The organism is Chitinophaga sp. 22308 (genome assembly GCF_052045305.1).
In the GTDB taxonomy this organism is placed as follows: Bacteria; Bacteroidota; Bacteroidia; order Chitinophagales; family Chitinophagaceae; genus Chitinophaga; species Chitinophaga varians_A.
On record NZ_JBQEOP010000006.1, the window covers coordinates 111,564 to 126,524 of the forward strand.

The following is a 14,961-nucleotide window of genomic DNA, read 5'->3' on the forward strand; positions in this document are numbered from 1 at the left end:
CGGTTCACCCTCCTTTTTTTCCGGTTCATCCGGATTGTCGGTCTGTACGCGCCTGTAATAGCACACATTTGCCCTCTATAAAGAAAAAATGATGGCAATGACACACCCAAAAAGCAACATAAGCAGACATCTGATCCCGGGGCTGATGATAGCCTGCCTGTTGCCGGCCGCCCTCAGCAGCTGCGGCAGCAAAGCCGGAGCAGAAGCTGCCGGAATGGAAGCTCCCGTGCCCGAACTGCCGGTAATGACTTTAGACACCACCACCGCGATGACCACCAACGATTACTCCGCACTGCTGGAAGGAAAGGTGAATGTCGACATCCGTCCGCAGGTGGATGGTTATCTCGATAAAATATTTGTCGATGAAGGCAGCTATGTGAAAGCGGGCCAGCCGCTGTTCCAGATCAATGACCAGACCTACCGTGAGCAGCTCAATAAGGACATCGCCAGTCTGCATGCCATGGAATCCGCGCTGAATGCGGCCCAACTGGAAGTGGACAAGGTTAAACCGCTGGTAGACAACAAAGTGATGGCCGAGATGCAGTTAAAAACAGCCCTCGCCACGCTACAAACGGCCAAAGCCAATGTGGAACAGGCCAAAGCAGCGGTAGCCTCCTCCCGTATCAATGTGGGCTTTACTTTGGTGAAAGCGCCGGTAAGTGGTTACATCGGCCGTATCCCCAAAAGGATCGGCAATCTTGTGGGTAAAAGCGACGCAACGCCGCTCACCACCCTGTCTGACATCAGCGAAGTATATGCGTATTTCTCCATGAGTGAAAACGACTTCATGAACTTCAGCAAAGGTGCGTCCGGCGCCACTTTACAGCAGCAGTTGAAACAGCTGCGCCCTGTAACGTTAATCCTCTCCAACGGAGAAGCCTTCGCACACAAAGGACGTATTGAGATGGTAGATGGCCAGTTCAACAAAACCACCGCCGCTATCAGTCTGCGTGCCACTTTCCCTAATCCGGCCTCTTTGCTGCGTTCCGGCAATACCGGCAAAGTGCGGGTAGAACAATTGTACAGCGGCGTGATACAGGTGCCGCAGGCCGCCACCCTGGAATTACAGAACAAAGTGTTTGTTTACCAGGTGGGAGACAGCAATAAAGTGGAACGCCGCATCCTTGATCTGGCTGGCAGAAGCGGAGAAAACTTCATCGTGCACGAAGGGGTGAAAAAAGGCGACAGGATCGTGACTGCCGGTATAGAAACCCTGATGGAGGGCGCCGTGGTGAAACCCGCCGCCAGCAGTAAAGATACCGCTGCCACAGCAGCAGTGAAATAAATCCAAAGCAATACAAGTCATGCTCAATAAAATTATTCAACGACCAGTACTCGCCACCGTGATATCGGTGATCCTGGTGATCCTGGGTATCGTAGGCCTTACCCGCCTGCCGGTGACCCAATTCCCCGACATTGCGCCGCCCAGCGTTATGGTAAGTGCCAGCTTCCCCGGCGGTAACGCAGCCACCGTACTGCGTTCGGTAGTAACACCGCTGGAAGAATCCATCAACGGCGTGGAAAACATGACCTATATCCAGTCCACCGCCAGCAACGACGGTACCGGCTCTGTCACCGTTTTCTTCAAACTGGGCACCGATCCTGACCAGGCCGCGGTAAACGTACAAAACCGTGTGGCGCAGGTTACCAGCCAGCTGCCCGCTGAAGTAATACAGGCCGGCGTTACCACCACCAAACAGCAGAACGGGATGATCATGATCCTCGACCTGGTGAGCGACGATAATAAAAAATACGACGAAGCTTTCCTGCAGAACTATGCCAAGATCAACGTCATCCCGGAGATCAAACGTATTCCGGGCGTAGGCCAGGCGCAGATCTTCGGCGCCAAGGACTACTCCATGCGCGTATGGCTGAAGCCTGAACAGCTGTCGGCCTATAACGTTACGCCTGCCGAGGTAATGAACGCTATCCGTGACCAGAGCCTGGAAGCCGCTCCCGGTAAGTTCGGAGAAGGCTCCGACGAACCACTGTCTTTCGTTATCAACTATAAAGGGAAATTTAATCTCCCTGAACAATATGAAAAGATCGTTATCCGCGTAGCGCCCGACGGTTCAGTGTTGTACCTGAAAGACCTCGCCCGTATAGAGCTGGGGTCCGCCAACTACTCCACCGATAACCGCGTGAACGGCAAAGATGCCGTGACCATGGCCATCTTCCAGACCAACGGGTCCAACGCCAACGCCATCCAGACCAGCATCGGCGAAGTGATGGAAAATGCGTCCAAATTGTTCCCCAAAGGGATACGTTACAATATAACCATGAGCACCAAAGAGCAGCTGGACATCTCCATCAAACAGGTAAAATCCACGCTGATAGAAGCATTCGTACTGGTGTTTGTGATCGTGTTCCTGTTCTTACAGGATTTCCGTTCCACCCTGATCCCCGCCATCGCGGTACCGGTATCGCTGGTAGGCACTTTCTTCTTCCTGCAGATGATGGGCTTTTCCATCAATATGCTGACGCTCTTTGCATTGGTGCTGGCCATCGGTATCGTGGTGGACGACGCCATCGTGGTAGTGGAGGCCGTGCATAGTAAGATGGAACGATCGCACCTGCCGGCCAAAGCCGCCACCATGTCCGCCATGGGCGAGATCACCGGCGCTATCGTGTCCATCACCCTGGTCATGGCCGCCGTGTTCCTGCCGGTAGGCTTTATGGAAGGACCAACAGGTGTATTTTACCGGCAGTTTGCCTTCACGCTGGCCATCGCCATCCTGATCTCCGCGCTGAACGCGCTGACGCTGAGCCCCGCATTGTGTGCCCTCTTCCTGAAGAACACCCACGCCGGCGAAGGCACAGATGATGGCAAAGCCGCCGCTCCGAAAGGATTTGCAGGCCGTTTCTTCACCGCGTTCAACTCCGGTTTTACAGCACTGACCAATAAATACGGCCGCGCGGTAAAATGGCTGATCTCCTATAAATGGGTGGGCCTTGGTTTACTCGGCATCATTACTGCAGCCACCGTATGGCTGATGCAGACCACGCCGAAAGGTTTCATCCCCAACGAGGACGGCAGCTTCGTGGCCTACTCCCTGTCGCTCCCTCCGGGCGCAGGCCTGGACAGGACCACACAGGTACTGCACCGTGCAGACGACATCCTGACAAAGATGCCTTTCGTTGAGTCCGAGACCAGCATCTCTGGTTATAACATTCTGAGCAACGGCGCCAGTCCCGCTTACGCGATGGGCTTTGTGAAACTGAAGCCTATCAAGGAACGCGGCGACACCAGCGATATCAACCACATCGTGGCCGTACTTACCGAACAACTGGCGACCATCAAGGAAGGCACCTTCAGTGTGTTCACCTTCCCGACGGTGCCCGGCTTCGGCTCCTTCAGCGGCCTGGAACTGGTACTGCAGGACCGCACCGGCGGCCCCGTGGAGAAGTTCAGCGAAACAGCCAATAAGTTCATCGGTGAACTGATGCAGACACCCGAGATAGGCGTGGCCTTTACCATGTTCAAGGCGGATTTTCCACAGTACGAACTGATGGTGGACGCCGTAAAAGCCAAACAGCTGGGCGTGAGCGTGAGCGACCTGATGATGACCATGCAAACTTACTATGGTAGTAACCAGGCCAATGACTTCAACCGGTTTGGCAAATATTACCGCGTGATGGTACAGGCGGAGCCCAAGTCCCGCAGCAATCCCGGCAGCCTCGAAGGCATATTCGTGAAGAACGACCAGGGACAGATGGTGCCGGTGAACAGTATCATTACCCTGAAGAAAGTATATGGCCCCGAGATGATGAACCGTTACAACCTGTTCAACTCCATCGCCATCAATGCCATACCCAAACCGGGTTACAGCACCGGCGACGCCATCAGGGCCGTGGAAAGACTGGCAGCTACCAAACTGCCTACCGGCTTCAGCTACGAATGGACCGGTTTGAGCAAGGAAGAAAAAAGCGCCGGCAACCAGATGGTGTTCATCTTTATCCTGGCGCTGGTGTTCGTATACTTCCTGCTGGCAGCGCAATACGAAAGTTACCTGTTGCCGCTGGCCGTACTGTTGTCCATCCCTACCGGTATTTTGGGGGTATTCCTCGCCATCAACATGGCCGGTATCGATAACAACATTTATGTGCAGGTAGGCCTGGTGATGTTGATCGGCCTGTTGGCCAAGAACGCCATCCTGATCGTGGAATTTGCCGTACAGCGGCGCCGTGCAGGCAAAACGCTCCTGTCGGCCGCCCTGGAGGCTGCCAAGCTGCGTCTCCGGCCGATCATCATGACATCGCTTGCCTTTGTGGCCGGCCTGATACCGCTGATGATCGTAAAAGGTCCGTCAGCCCTGGGTAACCATTCCATCAGTATCGGCACCGCCGGTGGTATGTTGTCCGGTGTTATCCTCGGTGTGTTCATCATCCCGGTATTATTTATCGTGTTCCAGTACCTGCAGGAGAAAGTCTCCGGTAAAAAACCGGTAGCCGTCAAAGAAGCCGTAGCGGTATAAACACTTTTAAAAATTCAGTATACAATGACTACCAATAAATCACTGTTGTTCGCTATTGCCGTGCTTTCCAGCACGGTGATGGCCTGCAGGGTGGGCAAAGAGTTCACCAGACCGGCTACCGCGGTACCTGCCCAATACCGGGACATGGCCGCTCCGGCAGACAGCAGCAATATCGGCCAGCTGTCGTGGAAGACCTTCTTCACTGACCCGGCGCTGCAAACGCTGATCGACAGCGCCATCGCCCACAACTTCGACATACAGACCGCCCTGAAAAATGCGGAGATCTCCGCGCAAACGCTCAAAACCGCCAGGCTGGGCAATCTGCCGGATATCAACCTGCAGATACAGGCCAACCGCAGCTACCCGTCCAAGAACAGTCTGAACGGCTCCATGGCCGACCAGTTTATGGGTACCCGTTATATGGACGATTACAACGCTAACGTCAGCCTTAGCTGGGAAGTTGTGGCCTGGGGTAAAATCAGCCGGATGAAAGAAGCCGCCCTGGCTAGTTACCTCGCCAGCAATGAAGCTGCCCGCGCTGTGCAGACCCGCATCGTGAGCGAAGTAGCGCAGGGGTATTACAACCTGCTGATGCTGGACCAGCAACGCGGCATCGCCGCCAGAAACCTGGCGCTGAACGACAGCACATTGTCGATGATGCAGCTGCAGTACCAGTCAGGCATGATCAACAACCTGGCCATCGAACAAACCGCCGCGCAGCGGCAGGTGGCCGCCGCCCTGCTTCCCCAGCTGGAGCAGCAGATCATACTCCAGGAAAATGCGTTGAGCATCCTTACCGGCACGCTGCCCGCCAGCGTAAGCCGCAGCAACCGGCCTTCATCCGTTGTCACCGGCAGCCCCCTGCAGGCAGGCGTTCCTGCCAGTCTGCTCAGTCAACGCCCCGACGTACAGGCAGCCGAAATGGCCGTAAAAGTGGCCAATGCCAAAGCAGGCATCGCGCAGGCCAGCATGTACCCAGCCCTGAACATTACCGCCACTGCCGGCCTTAACACGTTTAAAGCCAGTAACTGGTTCAGCATACCAGGCAGCCTTTTTGAAACAGTAGCCGGCAGCATCACGCAGCCGATCTTCCAACGGAAGAAGTTAAAGACAGATTGGGAAATAGCTAAAATTGAATGGGAAAAAGCAGCCATCGACTTCAGAAAATCGGTATTGACAGCCGTTGGAGAAGTATCAGACGCCCTCGTGAAGATCGACAAACTCAAAGCGCAACAGGAGATGACGCAACTAAGGGTGGACAAGCTGCATAGCGCGACCAAAAACGCCGGCTTACTGTTTCAAAGTGGCATGGCCACCTACCTGGAAGTCATTACCGCCCAGAGCAATGTACTGCAAAGTGAGCTGGACCTCGCTTCCGTACAACGTGCCCAACAAAGCGCCGTAGTAGAGCTTTACCGCTCGCTTGGCGGCGGCTGGAAATAGGTATCATATGATTACTTTATATTTAGGCCCAGTTGAAGCACTAAAAACAAGCAATGACCAAAAATAACAGAGCAGAAAAAATGTTCAACAGGTATTACCGGATATTTATCATTCCGATGATATTTCTCTTGTATTACCTGTTGTCCTACCTGGTAAATCCTTACAGCGAGTCGTGGACCAGGATGTTCAAACAGAGCTGGAAGGACTGGATGACAGAGATCACCATTATGATGATCTTCTGCTGGCTGATCACGGAGCTGAGCCTGATCACCGCCCGGTGGATGGACCGGTGGATTCCCTGGGAACGATGGCCTATCCGGCGTTTCATTGCCCAGCTCTGTGGCCAGATCATCTCCGTTGGTGTATTGCTGAGTATTTTTTACGTCATCCTCTCACTTATATTCGGGCCGAGGGAGAACGAGCCGGTCACCGTACCGGAAAAGCTGGAAGAGTGGCAGTTCGTGTTCGTGTGTGTGATGTTATCAATTTTGATCAGCGCCGTACATACCGGCAACTATTTCCTGCAACGCTGGAAAACCTCCATGCTGGAGGCTTCCGAGCTGGAGCTTAAAGCCGCCGATTTACGGCAAATAGCCATGCAGTCGCAGCTGCAGTCCCTCAAGCTGCAGCTCGACCCGCATTTTATGTTCAACAATTTCAGTACACTGTCTGCATTGATTGAAGAAGATAAAACCATTGCGTTGTCTTTCCTCGAAAATCTCTCGCGGGTATACCGGTATATGATCGTGAACCTTCCCAATGATATTATCACCTTAAAAGAAGAGTTGCGTTTCATACAAGCCTACATCTACCTGATCCGGATACGGCATGGTGACAATGTGGACATCCGGATTGATGTGCCGGATGATATTACCGGCCGGGGCATCCCCCCTATCACGCTCCAGCTGCTGATAGAAAATGCCATCAAACACAATGTGGCCACGGGGGATCATCCGCTGCACATTCATATTTATCAAAACGAAGAAGGAAAATTAACTGTCAGCAATAACAAACAGCGTATCCTCAATGTGATACCGTCAACCAAACTGGGCCTGGAAAATATCCGGAACCGTTATGCCCTGCTTTCTGACCAAACACCCCACATCAGAGAAGAAAACGGGATGTTTATGGTGATGCTGCCCTTACTGGACTTTTAAAATTAACTGTATGAGAGTTGTGATCGTAGAAGACGAAAAACCCAATGCAACCCGCTTAAAGAACCTGGTGCAGGACATCTGTCCCGATGCGGAGGTGGACGCCTTGCTGGACACCGTGACCGGCAGCGTGGCCTGGTTCCGGGAGCACACTCACCCTGACGTGGTCCTGATGGACATCCGGCTGGCCGATGGCTTGTCATTTGACATCTTCCAGCAGGTGCCGCTTCAATGTCCTGTTATCTTCACTACCGCTTATGACGAATACGCCATCCGGGCATTCAAGGTGAATAGTATTGACTACCTGTTGAAACCGATTGAGAAAGAAGACCTGCGGCAGGCGCTGGACAAGATCAGAAAAGAACCGGTGCAGGCCGGTCCGACCGAGATGGTACAACAGCTGCTTGAATTTTTCAAACAAAAAGAAGTTTCCTATCGTACCCGTTTCATGCTCCCGTTCCGGGATGGGTACCGCACTGTGCTGGTAGAGGATGTTGATTTTGTATTTTACGCTGCCAATGTCACCCATCTGGTATTGAAGGACAAGTCGCATGTGGTGGTCACCCAGACGATGGACGAGCTGGAAGAGCAGTTAAACCCTATTCAGTTTTTCCGTGCTAACCGGCAGCATATCATCGGTGTACACAGTATAGACCGTATACTCCACTCTTTTAACGGCAAACTGCAGATACGGCTGAAGCGGGACCCTGAGCGGGAAGTGCTGGTCAGCAAAGAGAAAGTTCCGCTGTTTAAACAGTGGTTGGACAAGTGATGCTTATTTAAAATGCAGGCGTCCGTTTTTATCGAAATAATAATCTACGGCTGTTGTTGATTTCAGGTTTTCCAGGAATGTGTTGATGGACTGGCTCCGCTCCAGGCTTCCAGTGAAGGTTTCGCCGGCGATGTGATTGTTGTCCATGATCACGGGGATACCGAACCAGCGGGGAAGCACACGGGCTATTTCCGCCAGGGAGGTGTTGGAGAAATAGAAGACGCCCTGGCGCCAGGAGAGTTCTTCTGATTCGTCGAAGGGATGGATACTGATGCCTTTACCGTTGGCGACGGCCTGTTGACCGGGTTTGAGCGTTACCTCTTCCCCGTTTTCCCTCATTTTCACCGCTCCTTCCACCAGTGATACCTTGATAGTATTGTTATCATAGGAATTGACATTAAAAGAGGTGCCGAGCACCTGTACCGTGCTGGTGGCAGTGTGTACCAGGAAGGGCCGGTCCACGTCTTTAGCCACCTGAATAAATGCTTCCCCATCGATAAACACTTCTCTTTCCTTGTTGAGGAAAGGTACGGAGAAACGCATGGTAGTGGCGGAGTTGAGCCATACGTCCGTGCCATCGGGCAGTTTCACCTTATAATCGAGGCCAACAGGTACGGCCAATGTTAACTTTTCGTTTTCTGCTGATTTGTCGATGGTACCTGTCGCCAGTGAAAACGTTTTATTATTGTTGGTGAATTGCATTTTTGGCAGGGCGATGGTGCCGCTGTCGGTGGACAGGTTCACTACTTTACCACTGGCCAGTTGCAGTTGTACGCCATGTTTTTTATCGGCGAGTTCCAGGCGCTGGAGGGCAGGCCGTGTGGATTGGAACAGCCACCAGGAAAAGACGGCCGCAACAACCAATGCAGCGGCAGCGGCCCAGGCGGCCGGGTGTATGCGTCGGGTTATTGTTATCGGGCCAGGTGATTCGTTTTGTGATACCAGCGGGACAGTGGCATCTGGCTGACTGTCCTGTTCCCATGGCATAGGGGTAGTTATATTGGTATCAACAGGTAGCATGGTGATCTCCTGCCATTGGAGGTGATCAAACCGGCTAAAGCTGTTTTCAATGTCTTCGGAAGAATATAGTTGTACTGTCTGGTGCCATACGCTGGCCACCACGCTGTCGGTTTCGATCAGGTGGTCGAGATAGGCTTCATCAGCAGCGTTAATTACGCGACCGATTTTCTCCATCATCAGTTGCTGTATTTTTAAATTGGCTCTCATCACTTAAATAAGACACATTTTTTGGCAAGGCGGGCTAACGGTCAATAGACTTTATTTTTCAGCAGGTTCCGCAGATCTTTCAGGGCGAGTGCCATGTGTGTTTTCACGGTGGCTTCACTAACGCCCAGGTAGTTGGCTATTTGTTGGCGGGTAAACTGGTGCAGGTATCCCAGTTTAAATACCCTGGCCCTGACGGCAGGCAATTGGGCCATGGCGTCGGTCAGGTGTTGCTGAAGTTCTTTATTCTCCAGGATATCGGCAGGTGGTTCGTAATCGGGCGGCAGTTGCAGGCGGGCTGCGCGTTTACGCATGATTTCGCTGGCCCGGATATAGTTAAGGCTACGGTTGCGGATACTGATAAAGAGGAAATTCCTGATCGGGCCTGCAAGGGCGCCGGTTTTGCTCCAGTCCATCTGCCAGAGGTCCACAAAAAACTTCTGTACCAGGTCCTGTGCTTCCGTATCCTGTTGCACGATTCCATAAGCTACTACCGTCAGCCATTTACGGTAGGTGGTATATACATGCCCAAAAGCATCCGGATCTTTTTCCTTTAGCTTTTGCCATAATATCATATCATTTTCGTACTTGTTCATGGCTGTGTATTCGGTCTTGATATGCAGCAGCGACAAGGTATGCCGTAAAAATGTCCGTCAAAGGGATAAACAGGCCAGTTGCGATAAAGCACTGACATAGTGTTAAGCATGGGAATAATGTTATGTTGATGATTGGCGCCCGCACAGCGCGCTAGTTTCTTTTTGCAAACCGAGTAACGTACTAAAGCATATCAATAATAGTCTTACATGAAAATAACACATAACCGGAGGCTACAGCGAATGGGACGAAAAGAAAAAATGTTAAGCAGTTGTTATGAAAACTCAAATGCAAAGAAAGATTGCAAATAGCAATTTTGCATGTTAATTTTCTGTTATGGGCTATAGTGACGTAACATTAAGTTAATGCGAAAAAATTCCGGTGTTGTTAGGCCAGCGATTTTTTTTTGTTGTCTTCATATTAGAAGTACCTGATTGCAACAACAAATTATCAAACCATCAACACATTGTCATGAACTTTACACACTATGTACGTCAACTGATCACACTGGTACTTATTGCCGGTATGCTGTACATCTCCCCTCCTGTGAGCGCCTCCGGCCAGGGGGAAATGAAAGTGACACTCTCCTTTAAAGACGCTCCCGTCAGTAAAGTCTTTAAGGGCATCGAGAAGCAGACCGGTCTGGTGTTCATGTATAACACCAACCAGATACAGGACAACTACCGGGTAAGCATATACGTAAAAAAAGCGCTGCTCAATGATGTATTGAAAGATATTCTTTCTGCCAAAGGCATTACATGGGAATTCAGGACAAAGACAATTGTATTAAAGCCGGAGAAAGCAGCTGCACCGGTGAGCATGGCTCCCGCTGACTCTGTAGGCCATGTCATTTCCGGCGTGGTCAGAGACCAGAACGGCATGCCACTGCCAGGCGCTTTTATCATTGTAAAGTCCACACAGAAAGGCGCTGTCAGCAACGAAAAGGGAAGGTTCTCCATTAATAACGTGCCGCGCGGGGCATTGCTGCAGATCAGCTATACTGGTTATACTTCTAAGCTAATAACCGCTACCAGTGAGCCGCTGCAGGTGAAGCTGGAGGTGGCGGACAATCGACTTGATGAGACGGTGGTGATGGCGTATGGTACTACATCGAGGAGGTTGAATACGGGGAACATTGGGAAAGTGACCGGGGAGGAGATTCGTATGCAGCCGGTATCGAATCCGTTGGCGGCATTGGAAGGGAAAATCCCTGGAGTATTAATCACACAAAGCAGTGGAGGGCCTGGCGCTTCCGTGAAGGTTCAGGTAAGGGGACAAAACTCCCTGATTAACGGTTCTGAACCGTTGTTCATTATCGATGGAATACCTTTTGCACCTAATAATGGAAATATCAATACCCTCAACTCCATACTTAATCAAAAAGACGCAGGATTAAGTCCGTTCAGTATGCTCAGCCCATCAGACATTGAAAGCATAGAAGTGCTGAAAGATGCAGATGCTACCGCCATCTATGGCAGCCGTGGAGCAAGCGGTGTAATACTTATTACGACCAAGAAAGCCAAAGCCGGAAAAACAACACTCAATACGAATGTAAATACAGGTGTTAGTACAGCAACCCGGACGATCAAAATGATGAACACCAGGGAATATCTGGAAATGCGCAGAGAAGCCTTCAAGAACGACGACCTGACACCAAGCGCGAACCCTACCTCACGTGGATATGCACCCGACCTTATGGTTTGGGATACCACCAGATACACCGACCTTCAGAAACTATTCTATGGCGGACAGGCGCGCTTCCTGAATGCCACCTTGTCTGTTTCCGGCGGTAGTGAACAGACCCAGTTCTCACTGGGAGGAAACTTTCATCGAGAAAACACAATACTACCTTCCGATGCAGCAGACAATCAATCGTCTATTAAGCTGAATCTAAATCATACAACTTCCAATAGGAAATTAACCATTTCAGTCACTTCGTTATCGACATTTGACAATAACAAATTAATAGCCAGCAGTCAGCTTGGGTCTCAACTCCCTCCAAATATACCTGAACTTTATGACTCAACCGGACACCTCAACTGGGCTAAAGGAGGAGCAAGTTTCCAAAACCCAATGAGCGCATTACTGACACAATCCACAGCCACAACGAACAATTTTCTGAATAACCTGACTATCGGATATAAAATAATTGACGGACTTACTTTTCGTACCAGTGCAGGGTTTAACATCATGACCGTAAAAGAGCAACAACTCATTCCCATCTCAGCGGCGAATCCGGCTACAAACCCAACAGGATCATCATCTTTTGCTAATACCAACTTCAAAAGCTGGATTATCGAGCCGCAGTTAGAATATACCAGATCTCTTCTGAGAGGGAAAATAAATTTATTACTTGGTAGTACATGGCAAACCATACAAAGAGATAACGTTTTTCTCAGCTTTAGTGGATATACTACAGACGCCCTGTTAGGGTCAATTGGTGCTGCCCCAAATGTGCTTAACAAATTATCAGATGACTCTAAATACAGGTACGAAGCGCTATTCACACGTGTAAACTATACATATGCAAATAAATACATTGTAAATCTTACCGGACGAAGAGACGGCTCTTCCAGGTTTGGACCTAATAGGCGGTTCTCCAACTTTGGAGCTGCTGGCCTGGCCTGGATCTTTACCAATGAACCCTTCTTCTCACATAATGTTAATTTCCTAAGTTATGGAAAACTAAGAGGGAGCTACGGCACCACAGGTAGTGACCAGATTGGAGACTATAAATACCTCTCCACCTGGGTGCCCTTCCTTTCTTATCAGGGAGGCACAACAGTACGTCCAGAAAATCCATTTAACCCCGATTTCAACTGGGAAACGAATAAAAAATTAGAGGGTTCACTGGATCTAGGACTCTGGCGAGACAAAATTCTCTTTACGGCCACATATTACAGAAATAACAGCAGTAATCAACTCGTCAACTATCCACTTGCCACTCAGACCGGATTTTCAAGTATCACCAAAAATCTACCGGCCGTTATTATCAACAAAGGATGGGAGTTAGAACTGAATGTTAAAATTATTAACTCAAAAATACTCAGGTGGAGCATACAGTCGATTCTGACAATACCAACGAATAGCTTAGTAAGCTTCCCATCCCTTGAGATGTCTAGTTATGCGAACACCTATCAAATTGGGAAATCAGTCAATCTCGTAAAACTACTTAAATATACTGGCGTAGATCCCAAAACAGGTTTATTTACATTTGAAGACATCAACAAGGACAACTCTACTGACTACAAGGATTATCAATATGTTGGAAAAACAGATCCCGATTACTATGGTTCGCTCGGAAGTGAACTCAGCTATAAAGGATTTAGGCTAAATGTATTATTCAGCTTTAGAAAACAATGGGGACCTAACAACCAGTTAAGCATCTACCAATTCAGGTACTTTCCTGGCCTCATGTTTAATCAACCGGCTATTGTATCCGATAGATGGACAAAATCCGGAGACAACGCTTCATTTGAAAAATACACCACAACCTATAACAGCCCTGCATATACACAAGGAACGCTATTTACAAGATCAAGCGGTGCTTATGGTGATGCATCCTTTATCAGATTAAAAAACGTTTCTCTGAGTTACATGATTTCTGAAAATACGCTTAAAAAGATCGGACTAAAAGGTGGAAAGTGTTTTATTCAGGGACAAAACCTATTTACTATTACTAACTACCTAGGCGATCCCGAAACACAAAATTTCTACGGCATCCCGCCTTTGAAAACAATAGCCGGAGGATTTGAAATCACACTGTAAACTGATAAATACATCAGAAAAAACTAATGAATTATGCAAAAAAAACTCTGTTATAGCAACAAAGGCATTTTAACATCTGCTAATCACTCGCTAACCAGCTTGCTTAACACATCCGGAGTTATCCTCCTCATGTTACTACCCCTTACGGCTTGTAACAAGTTTGTTGATGTGCCGGTACCTACGAATAAAATTACGACACAAGAACTCTTTAAGGACGACGCCAATGCTACTTCTGCCGTAACAAGTATATATACATCAATGGCGAACCTTCTGTTGAACGTTGCTAATGGAGCATTGACAGTTTATACAGGAGCAGCTTCCGATGAACTAAACTATGTTGGCACTTCAGCCGACGATAATGAATTTCAAACCAATTCCGTCACTTCTCATAATTCTACGAATTCAGGTAACTTCTGGACAACTTCATACGGCTTTATCTACCAATCCAATGCATGTATTGAAGGTATCAATGCCAGTAAGGGACTATCACCTAAGATGAAAAAACAACTGCTGGGGGAATGCAAGGTGGTCAGAAGCATGATTTACTTTTACATGGTACAATTATATGGAGACCTACCACTCATCACCACGACCGACGTCAATACAAACAATGCGCAGGGAAGAAATCCGGCTTCAGAAATACTAAACTTTATTACCACAGATCTCAATGAAGCTAAACAATTATTAGTTGAGGCTTATCCAACTTCCGGAAGATTACGTCCCAATCTCCAAACAGCAGAAGCCCTGCTGGCCAAAGTGTATCTCTATACCGGAAACTGGGACAAAGCAGAAACTGAGGCTACCAATGTTGTCAACTCGGCTCAATACAACCTTCAAAGCGATTTAACAAAGGTGTTCCTTACCGGCAGCAACGAAGCGATCTGGCAAATAGGGGCAACTATTGTCAATACGATAGAAGGAACAGTACTTGTAAACACCAATCCCAATGCAATACCTAACTATCTTATCAGCGAAGCGTCCATGAACAGTTTTGAAACAAACGATCCGAGAAAAACAGCCTGGGTAGGAACGAGAACAATCGGTAACAAAACATATTATTTTCCCTACAAGTACAAGTTATCCTACGGTGCTCCTGCCGCAACTGAAAGCTATGTCATGTTCAGATTGGCGGAACAGTACTTAATCCGGTCGGAAGCAAAAATCAGGCAGGGCAAAACAGACGAGGGAGTAAAAGACCTGAATATTATCAGAAGAAGAGCGAGAGGAAATGACAATACGATCTTACCTGATTTACCCATGGGATCTACTCAACAACAAGCATTGACATATGTTTTCAATGAAAGGAGAGTTGAATTAATGGCTGAATGGGGTAACAGATGGCTAGACCTAAAAAGGCTTCATCTGTGCAATACAATACTAAAGCCAATCAAACCTAACTGGCAGGATACAGACACATTATTCCCTATCCCTCTCTCGGAAATACTTATCAACAAAAATCTAACCCAAAATAGTGGATATAACTAGACGTCCATCCGATTTTAGGCTTTCAACTTCTATTAAATTCAAAAAG

9 protein-coding genes are annotated in these 14,961 nt (G+C 49.0%); 7 read left to right on the top strand and 2 right to left on the bottom strand.

Annotated features, from left to right (window positions below):
• Positions 1-97 precede the first annotated feature (97 nt).
• Genes ACTJJS_RS24260 through ACTJJS_RS24280 form a run of 5 tightly spaced genes read left to right on the top strand, consistent with a single transcriptional unit; the run spans position 98 to position 7,844 of the window.
• Positions 98-1,285: an efflux RND transporter periplasmic adaptor subunit gene (locus ACTJJS_RS24260; protein WP_247655102.1), complete on the top strand. Its 1,188-nt coding sequence runs from the start codon at positions 98-100 to the stop codon at positions 1,283-1,285.
• Between the two features lie 19 nt (positions 1,286-1,304).
• Positions 1,305-4,475 carry an efflux RND transporter permease subunit gene (locus tag ACTJJS_RS24265; protein ID WP_440665662.1) on the top strand — a complete coding sequence of 1,057 codons (3,171 nt, stop codon included), beginning with the start codon at positions 1,305-1,307 and terminating at the stop codon, positions 4,473-4,475.
• A gap of 24 nt (positions 4,476-4,499) precedes the next feature.
• Positions 4,500-5,918, top strand: coding sequence for an efflux transporter outer membrane subunit (locus ACTJJS_RS24270; protein ID WP_440665664.1), 1,419 nt, complete (start codon positions 4,500-4,502; stop codon positions 5,916-5,918).
• Positions 5,919-5,971: 53 nt separating this feature from the next.
• Complete coding sequence (locus ACTJJS_RS24275) at positions 5,972-7,075, top strand: sensor histidine kinase (protein WP_440665665.1); 1,104 nt, start codon at positions 5,972-5,974, stop codon at positions 7,073-7,075.
• A 10-nt stretch (positions 7,076-7,085) separates the two neighbouring features.
• Complete coding sequence (locus ACTJJS_RS24280; RefSeq protein WP_440665667.1) at positions 7,086-7,844, top strand: LytR/AlgR family response regulator transcription factor; 759 nt, start codon at positions 7,086-7,088, stop codon at positions 7,842-7,844.
• A gap of 3 nt (positions 7,845-7,847) precedes the next feature.
• On the opposite strand, the gene ACTJJS_RS24285 is transcribed toward ACTJJS_RS24280, so the two are convergent.
• Positions 7,848-9,071 (bottom strand): FecR family protein, encoded by a 1,224-nt coding sequence (locus ACTJJS_RS24285; RefSeq protein ID WP_440665669.1) that lies wholly within the window; start codon positions 9,069-9,071, stop codon positions 7,848-7,850.
• A 41-nt stretch (positions 9,072-9,112) separates the two neighbouring features.
• Positions 9,113-9,664, bottom strand: coding sequence for an RNA polymerase sigma factor (locus ACTJJS_RS24290; protein ID WP_440665671.1), 552 nt, complete (start codon positions 9,662-9,664; stop codon positions 9,113-9,115).
• Between the two features lie 469 nt (positions 9,665-10,133).
• On the opposite strand from ACTJJS_RS24290, the gene ACTJJS_RS24295 reads away from it, so the two are divergent.
• Together ACTJJS_RS24295 and ACTJJS_RS24300 are read left to right on the top strand one after the other, a co-directional pair.
• The gene (locus tag ACTJJS_RS24295; RefSeq protein ID WP_440665673.1) at positions 10,134-13,430 is read left to right on the top strand and encodes a SusC/RagA family TonB-linked outer membrane protein; all 3,297 of its coding nucleotides are present in this window, start codon (positions 10,134-10,136) and stop codon (positions 13,428-13,430) included.
• 33 nt (positions 13,431-13,463) lie between these two features.
• Positions 13,464-14,915: a RagB/SusD family nutrient uptake outer membrane protein gene (locus ACTJJS_RS24300; protein ID WP_440665675.1), complete on the top strand. Its 1,452-nt coding sequence runs from the start codon at positions 13,464-13,466 to the stop codon at positions 14,913-14,915.
• The last annotated feature ends 46 nt before the right edge of the window (positions 14,916-14,961 follow it).

Excerpts from the sequence above, each read along its gene's own strand:
- ACTJJS_RS24290 (WP_440665671.1), bottom strand. The coding sequence starts at position 9,664 with ATGAACAAGTACGAAAATGATATGATATTATGGCAAAAGCTAAAGGAA.
- ACTJJS_RS24260 (WP_247655102.1), top strand. The coding sequence starts at position 98 with ATGACACACCCAAAAAGCAACATAAGCAGACATCTGATCCCGGGGCTG.
- ACTJJS_RS24295 (WP_440665673.1), top strand. The coding sequence starts at position 10,134 with ATGAACTTTACACACTATGTACGTCAACTGATCACACTGGTACTTATT.
- ACTJJS_RS24280 (WP_440665667.1), top strand. The coding sequence starts at position 7,086 with ATGAGAGTTGTGATCGTAGAAGACGAAAAACCCAATGCAACCCGCTTA.
- ACTJJS_RS24300 (WP_440665675.1), top strand. The coding sequence starts at position 13,464 with ATGCAAAAAAAACTCTGTTATAGCAACAAAGGCATTTTAACATCTGCT.
- ACTJJS_RS24285 (WP_440665669.1), bottom strand. The coding sequence starts at position 9,071 with ATGAGAGCCAATTTAAAAATACAGCAACTGATGATGGAGAAAATCGGT.
- ACTJJS_RS24270 (WP_440665664.1), top strand. The coding sequence starts at position 4,500 with ATGACTACCAATAAATCACTGTTGTTCGCTATTGCCGTGCTTTCCAGC.
- ACTJJS_RS24265 (WP_440665662.1), top strand. The coding sequence starts at position 1,305 with ATGCTCAATAAAATTATTCAACGACCAGTACTCGCCACCGTGATATCG.
- ACTJJS_RS24275 (WP_440665665.1), top strand. The coding sequence starts at position 5,972 with ATGACCAAAAATAACAGAGCAGAAAAAATGTTCAACAGGTATTACCGG.